Consider the following 17646-nt stretch of genomic DNA (forward strand, 5'->3'; position numbering starts at 1 on the left):
GTCCGAACCTGCCAACGCAATTGTCAGACCGGAACCGGGCTTTTGGATGCAACCGTGGCACAGGTGACACGTTTCAGAGACTGACAGACCTGCCTGAAGGCGGCCGCCACGACATTTCAACGGTCCGGATCCATTTTCGGGCCTGATTCAGATATTGCAAGGAGTTCTCCCATGGTTTCCAGAACAGATCGCCATGTCACGCAGAACAACACTGCGGATAACACCAAGAATGTTTCCATTGAAACGCTGAACGCCCGCCTGTCGGACCTGATCGACCTGGCCCTCATCACCAAGCAGGCCCATTGGAACCTCAAGGGCCCACAGTTCATCGGCGTTCACGAAATGCTTGATGGCTTCCGTTCCAGCATTGACGGTTTCTCGGATACGGTTGCCGAACGAGCCGTCCAACTTGGTGGAACAGCACTGGGAACGGTGCAGGACGTCTCCAAGAACAGCGCCTGCACACCTTACCCGACCAATATCTACCGCGTCGCCGATCATCTCGCGGCCCTGATCGACCGCTATGGGACGGTTGCCAACAATATGCGTGAGTCCATCAAGGTGACGGACGAAGCCGGTGATGACGATACGGCCGACGTGTTCACGGAAGTGTCCCGGGGCCTCGACAAGCATCTGTGGTTTCTTGAAGCGCATGTTCAGGAGCCGACCGGCCAGATGCGTGATGGCGACCACAAGGGCGCCCGCGGCTGATCACTGCCGTCCCGTCTGCGTCAGACAGCGCCCCGCAGGTTTCCTGCGGGGCGTTTCGTTTTTCAGAGACAGCGCTCGAGATGCTCCCGGGCAAAAGACAGTTCGGCCGCCTCATGCGTCCAGAGTTCCACGTCCGACTGGCAGGATAGCCCGCTTTCTGACGGCTCCGGGGGGCTGACAGGATCGGGAACCACAGGAGATGGCGTCGAAACGGGATGCTCTGGTGAAATCAGGGTCGCCAGATGTTCAAAATCATGAACCTGCAACGGCCCCGGCTCAACACCCAGCTTCTGCTGAACGAGCCAGTTCTTCGTCAACTCCCTCAGATCACCCCATTCCCGCCGTCCCTCCGGGGAAGCCGGTTCGGACATCCCGGCTCTCGTGGCCACAGCAAGGTCATGAAGATCCGCATTTGTCAGCAGGCCCGGATGGGAAGACGCATCTTTCCTGCACACCCACCGCCCCAGAGCAGCTTTCAGAACTGATACTGTTTCATTCACCATTCCGGCCTCTCCCTGTCTGTTATCCCGACCGATTCCCTGCCCGGAAACAAATGTACACCCTCCGTCAGGATACTGAAAAATCCTGAAAAATACTGGAGTTCTTTCAAAGAACGTTTATCCCATTGATAAATAGTCAGGCACTAAATTAAGGTTATACATAGCAAATTACCAAATTCGACTGTCGAAATGGTTAACTAATGAATAACATAGAAGCTGACGCCTCCCCTTCATCTACATATGTCGATATACTTCATTCCTGCCACGACCCTCAGGCCGTTGCTTATTACGATAAACATGGTGCCTCGACAGTAGAGCATGCCTTTGCCATCGCCAATATCCTGCATATTCACAGCAAGGTTCTTGAAGCGTCCTTCTTCTACAGACTGGCATTCGACCTGCACAGCAAGGAACAGACGGAATTTCCACTTCCACAGTCCCTGCTGCAGGTCAGACTGCTCTGCCTTCTGAAATCTTCCAATCTTCCACCAACGGAAGAACTGGAAGAGCTGGAGAAGTATTCTCCGCGATTGGCCAACTACATCCGGGGCATTCAGATCTCATGGCAGAGCGGGAGGACGGGAGAAGGGCTGGAGCTTATCGGGAATGCTTTCGAAATATTCCATTCCGGAGAAGAAATAGACCGGCTTTATCTGGAACTTGCCCTGCGTTACCCTCCTACCGGCCTTGTCACCGGGGAAAGTGCGCTGGGCTCGACCTCCATCCCATGTCGCCTTTACATGTACTGGGACAGTAACCCACCCGAAGAAATCCGGAACAATCTCCGCTATCATCAGGAGCTTCTGGGCTCTGATTTCGTGTTCTTTGATCGTGATTCCGCCAGCATATGGCTGTACGATCATTATGGAAAAGAGATCTGCGAAATCTTTCGGAAAGTCCGTCATCCTGCCGAAGGTGCCGACCTGCTACGCCTCTATGTTATCCAGGCCAATGGTGGCTGGTGGCTTGATGCCGATCTGCGGATCCGCTCCAGGGACGCCTGGGAGAGCCTTACGGCGACCACTCACAAATCCTGCCGTCTTTTCACGACGCATAATTACGTCCTGCATAACGATTTCTTCGGTGCGGCTCCGGGCAATCCCTATATCGCCAATGCGGCGATGACCGCGCTGGTCAACACATTCGAACATGCCGGACTTTATATTGCCTTCAAGACCGGCCCCGGTGTCCTGAACCGGGCCGTCAGTCGTGCGATTTACAATGCGCTGCAAAGCCGGAATCCGATCTGCGATCTGCAGATTGATAACCAGCACGCGTTCCACGAATTCGTCGAAGAATACGATGTCACCTACAAGAACATCGCTTCGTCCTGGCACAGTTCCTGACAGGGCAGGGCGAAACACGTCTCCCTGCGCCCCACGCTTCTTCAGGAGCGATGCGTGTTCAGGATCCGGGCGACAAGATCGTCATAACGCTTCAGGTAATCCTTCAGGCAGAGTTCAGCCTCGGCGTAACGGCGGGCCTCCTGCCCCAGACGACGCGCAGTCTTTCGGTCCTCCAGAATCGCAAGTGTTGCTTCAGCGATTTTCTCCGGTTCCAAAAACGGCACCAGACGGCCAGTCACGTCATTCGTGATGAACTCCCTGACCGGCGCGGTATCGCTGCCGATGATCGGACAGCCTGTCGCCATGGCCTCCCGCAGGGACCAGGACGCGACGAACGGATAGGTCAGATACAGATGAGCATCCGAGCGCCGCAGAAGCGCCCGGAAATCATCGTATTCGACCTTGCCGACAAAATGCACACGCTCGAGGTCCAGCCGGTCTCCCACTTCACGCAACATGACTTCGCGCCAGCTTTTCCCACCCGGAGGAAGTGTGCCGTAGCTCACCTTGTCTCCCCCGACGAGAATGACATGCGCGTCCTTGCGTTCGGAGAGAATACGCGGGAGGGCGCGCATGACGACGTGGAAGCCGCGATAGGGTTCGAGATCACGCGCGACATAGGTCACAAGCGGCGTCCTGGGCGTGATCCGGACGTCCTTGATGACAAGGTTGCGCCGTCTGGCCTGTGGGTCAGGGCAGCAGAGTTCCAGATTCACTCCCTCGCGCAGCAGGGAGATTTTCTCCTGCGCCCAGGCGGGGTAGGTGCCGAGCTGGAACTGTGTGGGGCTCTGACCATATCCGTTCGCCAGACAGAGCGCCTGCAGATTGATGGAATTCTTGACCCTTACGGCGGCGGCGAGTTCCGGAGAGGGCGGAAACTCCGGGTCGAAACCGACGTCATTGCGATCGGCATGGTAGAAAAACTCGAAATATCCGAGAATCGGACAGTTCGGAAACACGTCGCCCAGATTGAGCAGTTCGCCCCAGCCATGATGGCCGATGATGATGTCGGGCTCGTAGCCAAGCCCCTTGAGCGTCCGGGCTGCCGTTGCGACAGCTTCGGCGCGGAGCAGGCCGTATTCGAACTCTCTCAGATGCGGATGGGTTTCCATCGATGGCAGGCGCGGCACGCGGTAGATGGCGCGCCGGACACCAGGGATGTGACCATTATTGGCTTCGGAAATGAAGACGATCTCATGATCCTGCGCCTGAAGATGGCGGACGAAATGCAGGAACTGTCCTGGAAAGTTCTGGTGGACGAATAGATAACGCACATCTTCTCCGGAGCGCCTGGAAGCCTCTGCGGTTTCCTGTTCGCGCACGGAGAGGAGGGCAGATGGCAACAGTTTCAGGAAGACCGGAGAAGGAAAGTTCCTCCTCCGGTTATTCAGTCAGACATCACCGATAAATCAGGACGCCGAAGCAGGCTTGCGCTTTTTCGGAGTAGCAGGCTTGGCCTTGTCTTCAGCAGTCTTCGGCGCGCGGGACTTGGCAGGAGCCTTTGCGGCCGTTTTGCCCGCTGCGGCTTTTGAAGCAGCCTTGGGAGCCGAAACCGGGGGTACGGCAGCAGCCTCTTCGCCCTCAGGCACGATTTCCAGCAGGAAAGCCTCCAGCGGGGCGAGGCTTTCTGCCTCGAGCGCCTCGGAACCGTCCACGGGACCAAGGCGCGTGCCGTCCGTGAAGGTCGCGGTCAGACGGACTTTGAGAGTTTCGGCAGACTTGCCCTTCAGGCGCACCCGCAGTCCCAGAATCGGGAGGGCCATGCCACGCGAGCCGCAATACTGTCCGCCTTCAGCCCAGGGAGACAGCCATCCCTTGCCGAGAACCGCCTGATATTCGATGTCCGAAGCGGGAACGCCATCTTCGGGAGCGATGCTGAAACCCTCGATCCAGCTCTGGCTTCCGGGAACACCCATCCAGTGCCCGATACCGGTCGTGACGTCGCCACGACGCTGGATGTGAGCGGCGATGTCCTTCGAAATCTTCTCCGCCGCCGTTTCCGTAGCCGCTTCAGTCGCCTCGGCCACGGCCGCCGATACCGGAGCAGGCGCCGGAACAGCCGGCTGGGCCGGGGTCACCGGACCTGCAAGCTGGGCAACCTGCAGACGGGGCGCTGCATGGGGGCTGTCAGGCTCCTGATAGGTTGTCACCAGAACCGCAGCCGGGCCACGCATGACGCGGACAAGGGCTGCGCCATTCGATCCACCGATCCAGCCATCCTCCTCGAAGGTGCTGACCGTCACGATCCCCGGCGGCGTGCCCGGTGCGCGCGAAATCCGGACACCCGGCAGTCCCGCCGGCCCGGCAGGAGTCTGACCGGCAGCATGAAAGATGCAGAAGATTCCTGCATCCAGCACCATCATGTGCGCCCCGGCCTTGAGGTCGATAATCCGGTTCTGTCGCGGTGCTTCGGCGGCGTTAGACATTCCCTACTCCCAATTGCGTCCGTTCTTGCGGGCAATAATACCGGCATGTTTCATGAACTGTCACGAGTGGTCATCACAGTTATGAGCAGCATCCCGACGATGTGTTGCAACGGCCTTCTACAAATACCGGCTTCTGTTTCAGCATTATAGTGGCCTGTTTCGATAAAAAAGGTAAATCACCCCTCATCGGGCCGCCCCCCATCGCCGCAGCAGAAGCATGGCAAGCTGGACAGGCGGAAGCCCCAGCGGCACGGCCAGACCGGTCATGCTTCTCCTGACCCGTTCACCCTGTGCGCCCAGATCAAAACAGACGGCCTCCAGACCGCTGCGCCAGATCTGGCCCAGGGCGTAACACCAGGTCTCGGGAGCGACGGAAGGAATCAGCCCCACATCCGGCTGCTGTTGCCGGATCAGGTCCTGCACTTCTTCTTCGCGGTATTCACCCGTGACCCGGACACCCAGTGAGATCAGGGCATCGTCGTCATGCGTATGCCCGACCAGTGACAGCTCGACCGGCAGGCGATGAGCCTGGATTTCGGTCGCCAGCGCCAGCAGGACGTCATAACCCTTCCACTGGCTGATCCCGCCCACGACGCAGACCCGGAGCGGCTGGCCCGGCGCGGCACGACGATCCCGCCGGATCGCGCGCCACAGGGCGGCATCATCTTCCAGCGGAACGGCTTCGATCGCCAGGCCCGGAAAATGTCGCCGGATCCGCCGTACCGTATCATCGGAAGGGGCCATGAGCCTGCGCGCACCGGACAGTTCCCGAACAGAGCGGACCAGAAGTCCGGGCACCGAAAGGTCTTCCCCGAGATAGCCGCCCCAGCGCGCGACACAGAGTTCACACCCCGCCGGGTCGGGCTCCCCACAGTAACGCCCCTCCCCGTCACAGAGCGAGATCCGGGGGCAGAACCAGACATGATCGTGGATGAACACGTCATAGGGCACGCCGAGCGCGTCATGCAGGGTGCGGATGCAGGGCGCATGTCCGATCAGATGGTGCCATTCAACCGTTTCGACACGCAAAGCCCTGAGCAGTTCCAGAAGGGACGGCAGTTCATCAGGGAGGCGGAACTTCAGGTTGGGAAAACGTTTTCCATTCAGGACATGTTCGAGCAGACATCCGCTCTCATGCGGGCGGAGCGCGAGAGCGAGAACCCCGTCAGACTCGAAGGCTTCCGATCGTTCACGCACGACCCGTCCAACCCCGCCACCGGCATCATGCTGCACCATCAGGATGGCAGGTCTGCCTGCAGCCAGACGGAGCAGGCCTGCGGCATCCAGCCTGCGCCGTGTTTCCTGCAGAGGATCGGCCGCGATGAAACGCTGCACCAGGGTGTCGTAGCCGGGGTGCAGGGCATTGAGGATTTCCAGATTCCGCACGCCCAAGGATTTGCGGGCCGTCCCGAACGACGCGGACCCGACATGGGCGACAAAAAGCTCCGGCGCGGCCAGATGACGGAAGCCTCTGGCCGACGCCCGGAGACAGAAATCATTTTCCTCGCCATAGCCCTGGGCGAACAGGTCTTCGCGAAACAGCCCGACCTCTGCCAGACAGTCGGCGGAAATCGCCATGCAGAACCCATGGGCGGTCGGCAGATCGATCTCTTCGCAGACACCTGCATCCCGTGATCTGAAACTGTCATGACACAGCCGGTCCAGCGCGCGCATGTCCGCAAGCGAGGGGACCGGATTGGGACGCTCTGTGGACGGATAGGACAGGATCGTCGCATCGTTGGAAAACGGCGTAACCGTGCCGGTATCCGTATGGGCCAGTCTTGCCCGCAACCGCTCCACCCAGCCTGCGGGGACAAGCGTGTCACTGTTGAGCAGCAGGATATCCCGCCCTTCCGCCGCGCGCATGCCGTCATTGGCGGAGACGGGAAACCCGCGGTTCCGGTCATGGCGGATCAGGGTGATCCGCCCGTCCTCCGCCAGTTGATCGAGCGCGCGGGCGAGAAGAGGTTCGGGGGTCGCGTCATCTACCACGATCACCGGCACATCGACCGGGCACGTCCCGAGTACGGTCCGCAGACAGGCCATTGTCCGGGCGCGATCGGCATAAACCGGAATGACAACGGCACAGCCGGGGCTTCTGCGGGACTGGCGCGGGCGCATCTTCCCGACCCTGACCCTCACGGGCCGCAACCGTGGCGGCAGGCTCCGTAAGCGTCCGGACACCAGCTTGCCGACCAGAGGGTCAACCGGAGCACCCGTCAGAAGCCGTCCGTTCGCGTCCCGCAGTTCGACCGGCCCCGTGTCGCCCTCCGGGGACCGGGTGAGCGGAACGTGAAACACACGGTTACGGGCCAGGGGGATGTCGCTGTCCACATTCTGGGCGAAGGCTTCGACACGCAGCGTGGAACCGTCCCACAGGGTGATCAGGGGAATATGTTCGGGCTCGGCAGGCGTCCAGATCCAGCCTCTCAGACCGTCGGCCGCTGCTTCAACAAAGGACTCGCACCGGGTCAGGGCGGCGATATCCAACGGACTTCCCAGAAGGTGCCTCCGCCCCGCACGGACCTCCAGCCGTCTGGCCAAGCGCCAGCCTTCCGGCAGGTCATGCACCCCGCCCGTTATGCCCTGCGCAATCTCTTCCCCATCCAGAAACAGACGGACCGGCCGGGAGGTCCCGATGAGGACCGTGCCCGCATTGGACGCCGTCAGCCAGCCCGGAAGCCCGGCGGAAACGGCGACCTGCTCCGCCAGAGGATGGGTCTCCGGCGTTGCATGGAATCGCGAGAGAGCCGCCTGCATCCGGCTGGTGGCCTCTTCCATGCGCTGCAGCCGCACAAGACAGATGACCTCCAGAAAAGCAGCTTCCCGCAGTCCGAAATCCTGTCGCAGATCCTCCATGCGAACCAGACAGTCCATGAGCCGGCCGGCAGACAGACAGGCCAGTCCGACTGACCATTTCAGGTTGGGATTGTGCCGCGACATCCTCTCGGCGCGCTCCAGCCAGAACAGGCCAAGCGGTGTATTGCCATTCTGAATGGCGGCCTGCCCTCGGGCAAACGCCTCCTGGGCCCTGCGGCTCATTGCGTCCCGCCAGCGGGCACGATCGTCTTCGCTGACGATCCGGCCAAAACCCGCGAAAGCCGCACGGGATGTGGTCCGGTCCGGAGAAGGGCGATCAGCAGACACGGTGATCAGTCATCATCGTCCGGCTGCGCCTCGTCCAGCATGGCGAGCTCGACTTCAGCGTCCTTGATATTCTGGGCCTTCGCCCGCTCCAGCCAGATACGGCCTTCCACCGGGTCCGTCACGCCCGCCAGTCCGCGTACGAGATAGCGGCCCAGCATCATCTGGGCGAGGCCGTTCCCGCGCTGGGCGGCCTTGCGAAACCACAACTGGGCCTGCGGACGGTTCTCGGGCACGTCATGCCCGCCGCCATACATTGCCGCCAGCGAGAACATGGCATCCACGTTTCCACTTTCCGCGGCATTCCGATACAGGGCCAGGGCTTTTTCATGATCCCGGCGTCCGTTGATGCTCCCGTCCACCAGCAGACCTGCCACAGTAACCTGTGCCTCGGCCATGCCCGCATCCGCAGCCTTTTCCATCCAGTAAAGGGCCTGTGTGGGATCGGGCTGCACGCCACGCCCCTCAAGCAGCATCCTGCCATACCAGTACTGGGCGTTGACGACCCCATCAGCGGCCTTCTGCATCCAGCGGGCGGCTTCACGGCCGTCCTGGACGCCGGTCACACCTTCGGCAAAACAGACACCAAGATTATAGGCCCCGACCAGATCACCCTTTTCGGCGGCTTTTTCGAAACGGGCATGAAGCGCCTGTTTTTCATCGGGGGTCGCCGCAGCCCCTGCGAGAATCAGGTTCCCGAAGTCTGCATCCGCATGAGCATCACCCGCTTCGGAAGCAACCCTGAACCAGTGCGCCGCAACATCGGGATCCTGATGAACGCCATTGCCCGTCAGATAGAGCAGACCCAGAGCCCGTGCGGCACCGGCATGCTTCTGTTCTGCCGCGAGCCGATACCATTTGGCGGCTTCCATGAGATTGGGGGGCAGTTCCCCGCCATTGGCACACAGATCTCCCAGCAGGGCAGCGGACTGGGTCTCCCCATTCATCGCGGCCCGCTTCAGCCAGGTTTCCGCACGGCCGTAATGTCGGGTCGTCCCGATCCCTTCCAGAAGCATCAACCCGTATTTGGCCTGAGCCGTGACAATGTTGCGCTCCGCCGCCTCATGGAAATAACTGGCGGCCTTGCCGAGATCCCGCGGCACGCCCGAGCCCGACTCATACATGCGGCCAAGAATGTCGAAAGCGGTCCCGAGACCACCTTTCGTCGCTTCCTGCAGATGCCGGGCCGCGGAAGACAGTTCCTCACCCGTGGTTGCATTCTCAAGGATGGAAAGCGCCACCCCGAGATGACCCTGCGAACATCCGGCTGCAGCGGAACGGTCGTACCAGGACCGGGCCTGTGGCAGATCCCGCAGGTCTTCAGGTCCGTTTGTCAGGATATATCCCAGAAGAGCCTGCGCATCCGGAGAACCGGCCTCCGCCGCTATCCTGGCCCAGCGAAGCCCCAGATGGAAATCCGGATGTCTTGGCCCTGACTGAGGGGTATGTGAAAGATCCAGCCCCTCACTGGACGTCTGGATCTCAAACCCTTCCGGCAGTCCTACCGTGTAAAGCGTTGCCAGAACGAAAGCGGCTTCGATATGTCCCTTCTGGGCCGCCAGGTAGATCCACCGGGCGCCATCCTCAAGGCTGGGTGGAACGCCCAGTCCATCCAGATAGGCGCGCCCCACCCGGAACGATGCTTCTGCGTCTCCTGCGGCGGCAAGACGACTGAGAAGGGCAAATCCCTGAACAGCCTGGCCGGTTTCCGTAAGGTGGATCGCATATTCAAGCTTTCCCCTCGAAGAAAAAAGGGCACCAATACGACGTTTGAGCGACATGAGCGGCACAGGTCCTGAATAACTGTCATATGGAAACGCCCGGACTTTGCCGGGCGTTCCTTTGAGCGCTTCGATGGACGCTCCGTATTTTTATTATGGCTCCCTCATACCATTCGTGAGCGCCGGCGTAATCTTGTTGAACAGATACTGCAGCACCGTCCGTTTCCCCACATCGATATCAGCCGTCAGGGACATGCCGGGCATCGGATGGAAGAAGGAAGGCTGACCGTGAAGCGTGTAGCGGTCGATCCGCAGGCGGACACGATAGACACCTGAAGCGCTGGCATCCTCAGACGGAGTGTTCCCATTGGCACCACCCCCCGCATTCTGTGAGGAAGGTGTGAAAGCGTCCGCACTGATGACACGAACCGTCGCTTCCGCGCCGCCATACTGATCGTAGGGGAAGGTGGCAAATTTCAGGAGCGCATGGTCGCCGACCTGAACGAAACCCACATCCTGCGAACGCAGGACGGCTTCCATTTCAAGACCATAACCTGTGGGAACAAGTGTGATGAACTGCCCCGCGGACTGCAGGACAGAGCCGACAGAGCCCTGTGCGATGGTCAGGACGATGCCGTCTTCCGGTGCCCGCAGCAGGACAAGATCCTGACGGAGACGCGCCTTTTCAAAAGAGCTGCGATATTCCGCCAGATGATGCCCGGCTTCCGTCAGGTCCGAATAGATCTTGGCCTGCCAGTTGCCGATATAGCCGTCGCGTTCGGCCTTCATGGCAGCCAGTTTCTTCTCTGCGGAATTGGCGCTCTGCTGGGCGGAGATCTCGGCCCGTTCGGCTTCCATCAGTTCGGTCTGGGCGCCAAGGGTGGAAAGACGGGAACCGACCTGATCGGCCTGTTCCCGCTGACGCATCTGGAGAACCTCGGACGCCACGCGCATCTTGCTGCCATACATGGCGGCATTGGCCCTGTAGCCCTGGATATCGCTCTCAAGGCTGGCGATCTGCTGGGCATAGTTCTCGACATGCGCCTGATATTCGTTTTTGCGGCGCAGGAATGCAGCCCCCTGTTCCACTGACGCCGGCTCGTTCAGGTTGACATGATAGTCCTGCCCCGCGGCCTCGGCCTTCAGACGGTCGTATTCCGCCTGATAGGCATCACGCTGCAGGCGCATGTTCGTGATGTCGGCTTCGGTAATGGTCGGGTCGAGATGGGCGAGAACATCACCCTTCTTGACGAAATCACCCACATGGACGTCGATGGAGCGGATAATGGACGTTTCAAGCGGCTGGACGACGATGGTCGGCTGCGTTGAAATCAGTCTGCCCGGGGTCGAGACAACGCGGTTGATCGGGAACAGCGCCATGGCCGCCAGACAGGCCAGAAACAGGCCCCCGATCAGCAGGATGATATAGCGGGCCGCCGGTGTGGCCGGAAGATTGACCAGCCCTGCCGTTGGCGAGTGGAACTCAAGCAGCGCCAAAGGCATGTCATTGGGCGCGAAAGGATCCGTGGCCGTACGGGGAACGTGCTGGTTGAAATCCTCATCGGACTGATTGGGTGCCCGATCATCCTTTGGGATCATGTCGGAAGAGCTCATGATTATTCTCCTTCCGTCAGTTGCCCGGCGGAACCGGGAGCATCGTTGTCTGTCATATGCCGGTTCTGCTGCAGCCAGAGCATGCGATAGATTTCACACCGCTCCAGCAGGACTTTGTGGGGAGCGATATCAACAAGCTTGCCCTGATCCATGACCGCGATCTGATGACAGTTCACAAGAGACGACAGACGGTGAGATACGATCACCATCGTCCTGCCCTTGCCGATCCGCTGCAGATTGGCATTCACGAGTGCTTCGGATTCCGGATCCAGAGCCGATGTCGCCTCGTCCAGGATCATCAGCTTCGGGTCACTGATGACGGCACGTGCGATCGCGAGCCGCTGCCGCTGTCCGCCCGAAATGTTGGTCGAACCTTCTTCAATCCAGGTATCGTAACCGGCGGGCATGCGTTCAATGAACTCTTCCGCGCCGGCCAGTCGTGCGGCCCGGATGGCATCGTCGATCGTCAGCCCGGGACGACCGGCCGTGATGTTCTCCCGGATCGTTCCGCGAAACAGGAAGTTGTCCTGCAGAACCACGCCAAAGGAACGGCGCAGATGAGTCAGATTGATTTCGCGCAGATCCACCCCATCAAGACGCAGATACCCCGTATAATTACGGCTCACACCCTGCAGAAGGCGGGTGATCGTCGATTTGCCGGACCCCGAGCGTCCCACGAGACCCAGCATCGTTCCCGCCGGAATATCGAACGTGACGTCATTGAGGGCCTTGGTCGTCGAGCCGGGATAACAGAAGTCAACATGGTTGAACGAAAGCGCTCCCTTGACGACAGGACGCATCCCGGTTGTCAGGGCCTTGGTTTCGGTCGGCTGATTGAGGACCGCACCTGCCTCGCTCAGGGAGACACTGACCTCGTTAAAGGCTTCCATCAGCTTGGCGAGGTTGACAAGCGGACTGGCCACACGTCCACCCAGCATCATGAAGCCCATGAGAGCACCGGACTGCATGGAACTGGCGTTGGTCAGGATCAGATAGGCACCAACCAGGATAATGCCCCGGTTGATGAAGATTTCGAAAGGCATGACCAGGGTCTGTGGCCAGCTGGCCATGCGCCCGGCAGCCAGTTTCCAGCGCACCACCTCCGCCGTCCGGTCATCCCATATTTCCCGCCGCGTGGATTCAAGAGCCAGCGTCTTGACCGTCCGGATACCGGCGACCGTCTCGTAAAGAATGGACCCGCGCTTCATTTCCGCGAGCACCTGCTTGCCGATGACACGCGTGACCGGGGGCAGGAACAGCACCACGATCAGTCCGATACATCCGGCGGCAGCCAGCGTCATCCATGCAAGCGTTGCGCTCATGATGAACAGTACGGGAAGAATCACGACAAGCGTGAAAAGATCCAGCAAGGTGCTCATCAACTGCCCGGTCAGGAAGTCGCGGACCTTGAAGACAGCCATGAACCGCCCCAGGATCTCACCCGTCTGCTCACGCTCATAGAACTCGAGCGGAAGGGCCAGCAGCCTGTTGAAGGCATGCAGCGAAATCCGGGCATCCAGCCGGGTGGACAGGATCAGGGAGAGTTCCCGCCGGGCATAGGTCAGCAGGATTTCATAGAAAGCCAGGATGATGACAAAGCCGCTCAGCGAGATCAGCGTTGCCATGGAGTGGTAATTCACCACCCGATCAACAACCTGCATGACGATCAGCGCGGGGAAGATCTGCAGAATACTGAGAATCAGTGATGCAAAGGCGATGTCACGCATCACCTTCTTTTCGCGGAGCACCATCTTCGCGAACCAGAGCAGGTCGAACTTCGCATCTGCTTCGGATTCGTCGCGACGGCGTTTGACCAGCAGGACATCCCCGGTCCAGACCTGCATGAGACGCAGTTCATCCACCGGGACAGGGGCATCACCCTCACCGCCCATCGGGTCACGCAGCCACACCACGCCCTTTTCGGCATCGGCGCGCACCATCAGACCGGCGGAGCCGTCCTTGAACATCAGCACAACAGGCGGGGCATTGCGGATCTTGACCAGATAACGCCACCGAAGGCGCATCCCCTTGGCAACAGCGCCCTGCTCGTTCAGCCATCTTGCAAGAGTGGCGGGAGACGGTGAGTCTTCACCTGGTTCCGCCGCAAAATCGCGGATATCCAGTTCCAGTCCGTGATAACGGGCTGCGGCCAGGACAGCATAAAGGCGGATGACGGTCGGACTGACTCTTCCGTCCGGGCCTGACAAGCTCTGGGTATGCTCCACGAAATGTCCTCTATGCTGTTGTCGCGCCAAGGCGGACCAAAGGGCGGCACCAAAGGCAGGAACGCCAGTTCATTTTCTCATGAATAGAGAAGACTCTCTTTTCCGTCACCACCCCTGCAGGCTGGAACTGAAAAATACCTGACGTCAGCATAGTCCAGGGAGATCAAAAACTCATTAACAGCCTCAAGCATAAAGAGCCGGCCAGAAGCGCGTTTTATTGAAAACATGGGATATGATCAGAAAAATCCTCTCCCGTGTCCTGTTATTCCTCAGCCGGAGTTTTCGTATTTGCCGTTTTCAACACCCCGGATCCCGGCTTTTTCGAACCGCTGACGTTCCGCCGGAGCCCCGGGGAACCATTACTTTGTCGTATAGCCACCGTTGACGAGGATGGTCTGACCGGTCATCCACCAGCCATCCGAGACCAGGCAGCGGACGATCGGCACGATGTCTTCAATATCGGTTAGCCCCGTGCGGCTCAGGGAGGACAGGGCTGCTGCGGTCTTGTGATAGGCCACGGCTTCCGGTGCTTCCTGACCATAGAAGAACGGCGTGTCCATCGGACCCGGCCCGATCGCGTTGACGGAGATCCCGCGCGCGCCAAACTCCTTGGACGCTGCGCGCGTCACATGTTCGACAGCAGCTTTCGAGCCGGCATAGGTTGAATAGAACGGCGTGTAGGCGCCGAGCAGGGACGTCACGATGGTCAGGAGCTTGCCGTTATCATTCAGATGACGACCGGCTTCCTTGATGAAGAAATAGGCAGCCTTCGCGTTGATGGCGAACATCTCGTCGTACTCTTCCTCGGACGTTTCGAGGATCGGCTTCTTGAGCACCTTGCCCGCCGTATTGATGGCGATGTCCGGCTTTCCGATGGCCGCGACGACATCCTCAAACAGCTTGGCGTTGGCCGCGGCCGTTGTCAGATCGGCCTGAAACGCCTGGGCTTTGACGCCCTGTGTGTTCAGCGCGGCGACCGTCGCCTCGGCATCGGCCTTCGTGGCAGCACTGTTGTAATGGATGGCGATGGCGGCCGCGCCCTGTGCGGCAAGATCGCGGGCGATCAGCCCGCCGAGATTCTTGGCGCCCCCCGTGATGAGAGCGGTTTTTCCCTTGATGCTGTGATCGGCCATGATACGGCCTCCTTGCGCGGATGGATGATGATCAGGATTATGATTTGTCAGAAAATCTGCAAAAAGACCGAAGTTCTGACATCATCTGTCAGGGAACCCGAACAGACAGGCAGGGTTTCCCGGTTCCGGAGGACCAATGGATCGGATTGACCTGCTCCGCATCTTCATACGGGTGGCGGAGAGCGGAAGTTTCACCCATGCCGCCGATACGCTCCAGATGCCGCGCTCCACGGTCTCCACCGCCGTGCAGGAACTGGAAAACCGGCTTGGAACCCGACTGCTGAGCCGGACGACACGATCCGTGCGGCCCACGGAAGATGGTCGCCGGTTCCATCAGAACGCCCTTCGCCTGCTGGCCGATTTCGAGGAGGCCGAAAACCAGTTCCGACTCCACAGCACCGAGACGCGCGGTCATGTGAAGGTCAATCTTCCGGGGCGGATCGGCCGGCTGATCGTGGCCCCCGCGCTTCCGGCGTTTCTGGACCGCTATCCAGGACTGGATATCGAACTCGGGATGACGGATCGCAGCGTCAATCTGGCCGAAGACGGGACAGACTGCGTCCTGCGGGTGGGGCCGTTGCGGGATTCCAGCCTGATCGGGCGAAAGCTCGGCATGCTACCGGTCTTCAATGTCGCAAGTCCTGCCTATCTGGCGCGATATGGAACGCCCCGCACGCCTGAGGATCTGCCGGACCATCAGGCCGTTCTGTACGCGTCTCCATCCACCGGGCGGATCGAGGAGTGGGAATGGGAGAAAGACGGACGGGAGGAAAGCATGCCCCTGCGCGGACGGGTGACCGTCAACAGCGCGGAAGGCGCCGTCGCCTGCTGTCTGGCGGGACTGGGGCTGGCACAGCTTCCGGCTTATGATGTGCTTCCCCACATTCACCGCGGCGAACTCGTGGACGTCCTGCCGCAATGGCGGCCCGGACCTCTGCCGATGACATTGCTGTATCCTCACAGGAAGCATCTCTCCCGCAGGCTGGAAGTGTTTACGGAGTGGCTTGCAGGGCTTCTGAACACCCACTGCTTTCCCGACGAGGCCGCAGCCTGAACCCCGGAAGGGTCCGGTCCCCTTCCCTTTTTCCGGTCTCTGGCCCATTTAAAGACAGACTCTGTCAGTCCTGATTGGATCCCTGATGCCGTTCTCCCGCATCTACGCGGCCCTGCCCGAGCGTTTTTCCGCCCCCCTCGCTCCCGCCCCGCTCCGCAACCCGCAGATTGTGGCGCTGAATGAGCCCCTGGCGCACGAACTGGGTCTGGATCCGGACTGGCTGCGCAGTCCGGCCGGGATCGCGCTTCTGAGCCGGGGTACCCGACCCGACGGAGCCCCCCCCGTGGCGATGGCCTATGCGGGACATCAGTTCGGGCATTTCGTCCCCAGTCTGGGGGACGGACGGGCCATGCTGGCCGGAGAAGTAACGGATCGGACCGGTCGGCTGCGGGACATTCATCTCAAGGGGTCCGGACCGACGCCGTTTTCCCGGCGCGGCGACGGACGGGCGGCTCTGGGCCCGGTCCTGCGGGAATATGTGGTCAGCGAGGCCATGAACGCTCTCGGGATTCCGACCACGCGCGCCCTTGCCGCCCTGACGACGGGCGAAAGCGTTGTTCGCGAGACGCTCCAGCCCGGCGGGATCATCGTCCGGGTCGCGGCCAGCCATGTGCGGGTCGGGACGTTCCAGTATTTTGCGGCGCAGGATGATGTCGAAGGCGTCCGTATTCTCGCGGATCACATCATCGGGCGTCTGTATCCGGAACTGACGGAAGCTGAAAACCCGTATCTGGCCCTGCTGGAAGCCGTGACGGCCCGGCAGGCCGATCTGGTGGCGCGCTGGATGCTGGTCGGGTTCATTCATGGAGTGATGAACACGGACAACATGTCCATCGCGGGCGAAACCATTGATTTCGGGCCCTGCGCCTTTCTGGACGCCTACGACCCGGCGAAGGTCTTCAGCTTCATCGACCAGAACGGTCGCTATGCCTATGGAAACCAGCCGGACATGGCGCTGTGGAACCTCGGGCGGCTGGCCGAGACGCTTCTGCCCCTGCTCGACAGTGACCGCGAGCGGGCCATCGAACAGGCCCGGGGGGCGCTGATGCGGTTTGATGGCGTGTTCAACGAAACCTATCTTGGCGGCTGGCGACGCAAGATGGGGCTGGCGCTGGAAGAGAACGGGGATGCCAGGCTGGCAGGGCGTCTGCTGGCAGCGATGCATCGGGGGGAGGCAGATTTTACGCTGACATTCCGGCGTCTGGGGGAAGGCGTCCGCACCGGGGAAACAGAAGATCTGGTGTCGCTGTTCGGGGCCGGTTCCGGCATTGAAGACTGGCTCGGGGACTGGCGGGCGCGGCTGGATCGGGAAGAACGGTCGGTCCAAGCCTGTCACGCCGAGATGCAGGCGACCAATCCGCGCCTCATCCCCCGCAATCACCGGATCGAGGAAATGATCCAGTCAGCCCTAGCAGGCGATTACGCGCCGTTCCACCGTCTGGTCGAGGCGCTGTCGCACCCGTTTGCGGATGCACAGGACGGGCTGGACGCTCCGCCCGCTCCGGATGAAAGGGTCATGAACACGTTCTGCGGCACCTGATGGACCACGGACCGGAAAATTCAGGCGAGCCGTGGCGTCAGAAGGCGGCTGCGGTTGAACAGGCTTCTGACCTGGGCATAAAGCGCCCCGAAATCGGTCATGCAGGCATTGTGCAGCGTGCGCACACTTTCATGTGTGGCATAGAAACGCAGGGTGTTCAGGCTTTCACTCATGATGGCCGCGCCCAGAAAGACGCCATCGACATGAATGACCTTGGAACTCAGCATTGGTC

Annotated in this window: 13 protein-coding genes; 4 read left to right on the plus strand and 9 right to left on the minus strand. The window is 60.5% G+C overall.

Translation table 11 applies throughout. The features are described 5' to 3' along the window. Window positions 1-171: 171 nt before the first annotated feature. The gene (dps, locus tag ABF859_RS07410) at window positions 172-711 is read left to right on the plus strand and encodes a DNA starvation/stationary phase protection protein Dps (RefSeq protein ID WP_415527138.1); all 540 of its coding nucleotides are present in this window, start codon (window positions 172-174) and stop codon (window positions 709-711) included. A gap of 62 nt (window positions 712-773) precedes the next feature. On the opposite strand, the gene ABF859_RS07415 is transcribed toward dps, so the two are convergent. Then, window positions 774-1214, minus strand: a complete 441-nt coding sequence (locus tag ABF859_RS07415) for a hypothetical protein (protein ID WP_415527139.1) — start codon at window positions 1212-1214, stop codon at window positions 774-776. 197 nt (window positions 1215-1411) lie between these two features. Between ABF859_RS07415 and ABF859_RS07420 the strand changes: the two genes are divergently transcribed. Next, window positions 1412-2557 (plus strand): hypothetical protein, encoded by a 1146-nt coding sequence (locus ABF859_RS07420; protein WP_415527140.1) that lies wholly within the window; start codon window positions 1412-1414, stop codon window positions 2555-2557. Window positions 2558-2598: 41 nt separating this feature from the next. Here the strand turns inward: ABF859_RS07420 and ABF859_RS07425 are convergent, their stop codons facing one another. The 7 genes from ABF859_RS07425 to ABF859_RS07455 all read right to left on the minus strand — a co-directional run bounded on the left by ABF859_RS07425 (window position 2599) and on the right by ABF859_RS07455 (window position 14820). Beyond that, the gene (locus ABF859_RS07425) at window positions 2599-3831 is read right to left on the minus strand and encodes a glycosyltransferase family 4 protein (protein ID WP_415527141.1); all 1233 of its coding nucleotides are present in this window, start codon (window positions 3829-3831) and stop codon (window positions 2599-2601) included. A gap of 135 nt (window positions 3832-3966) precedes the next feature. Beyond that, a complete protein-coding gene (locus ABF859_RS07430) occupies window positions 3967-4983 on the minus strand; it encodes a hypothetical protein (RefSeq protein WP_415527142.1) in 1017 nt (338 codons plus the stop codon). Window positions 4984-5166: 183 nt separating this feature from the next. After that, complete coding sequence (locus ABF859_RS07435; RefSeq protein WP_415527143.1) at window positions 5167-8130, minus strand: glycosyltransferase; 2964 nt, start codon at window positions 8128-8130, stop codon at window positions 5167-5169. A 5-nt stretch (window positions 8131-8135) separates the two neighbouring features. After that, entirely contained in the window at window positions 8136-9908 is a 1773-nt protein-coding gene (locus ABF859_RS07440) for a tetratricopeptide repeat protein (RefSeq protein WP_415527144.1), read from the minus strand. 93 nt (window positions 9909-10001) lie between these two features. After that, on the minus strand, window positions 10002-11462 hold the full coding sequence (locus tag ABF859_RS07445; protein ID WP_415527145.1) for an HlyD family type I secretion periplasmic adaptor subunit: 1461 nt from the start codon (window positions 11460-11462) through the stop codon (window positions 10002-10004). Window positions 11463-11464: 2 nt separating this feature from the next. Next, window positions 11465-13615 carry a peptidase domain-containing ABC transporter gene (locus ABF859_RS07450; RefSeq protein ID WP_415527280.1) on the minus strand — a complete coding sequence of 717 codons (2151 nt, stop codon included), beginning with the start codon at window positions 13613-13615 and terminating at the stop codon, window positions 11465-11467. 431 nt (window positions 13616-14046) lie between these two features. After that, window positions 14047-14820, minus strand: a complete 774-nt coding sequence (locus tag ABF859_RS07455) for an SDR family oxidoreductase (protein WP_415527146.1) — start codon at window positions 14818-14820, stop codon at window positions 14047-14049. Window positions 14821-14956: 136 nt separating this feature from the next. Here ABF859_RS07455 and ABF859_RS07460 point away from each other — a divergent pair, with 136 nt between their 5' ends. Both ABF859_RS07460 and ABF859_RS07465 read left to right on the plus strand, forming a co-directional pair. After that, complete coding sequence (locus ABF859_RS07460; protein WP_415527147.1) at window positions 14957-15874, plus strand: LysR substrate-binding domain-containing protein; 918 nt, start codon at window positions 14957-14959, stop codon at window positions 15872-15874. Window positions 15875-15959: 85 nt separating this feature from the next. Then, a complete protein-coding gene (locus ABF859_RS07465) occupies window positions 15960-17414 on the plus strand; it encodes a protein adenylyltransferase SelO (protein ID WP_415527148.1) in 1455 nt (484 codons plus the stop codon). 20 nt (window positions 17415-17434) lie between these two features. Here the strand turns inward: ABF859_RS07465 and ABF859_RS07470 are convergent, their stop codons facing one another. Continuing rightward, entirely contained in the window at window positions 17435-17641 is a 207-nt protein-coding gene (locus ABF859_RS07470; protein WP_415527149.1) for a hypothetical protein, read from the minus strand. Window positions 17642-17646 lie beyond the last annotated feature (5 nt).

The sequence above is a fragment of the Gluconobacter sp. genome (assembly GCF_047722525.1).
GTDB lineage: Bacteria > Pseudomonadota > Alphaproteobacteria > Acetobacterales > Acetobacteraceae > Gluconobacter.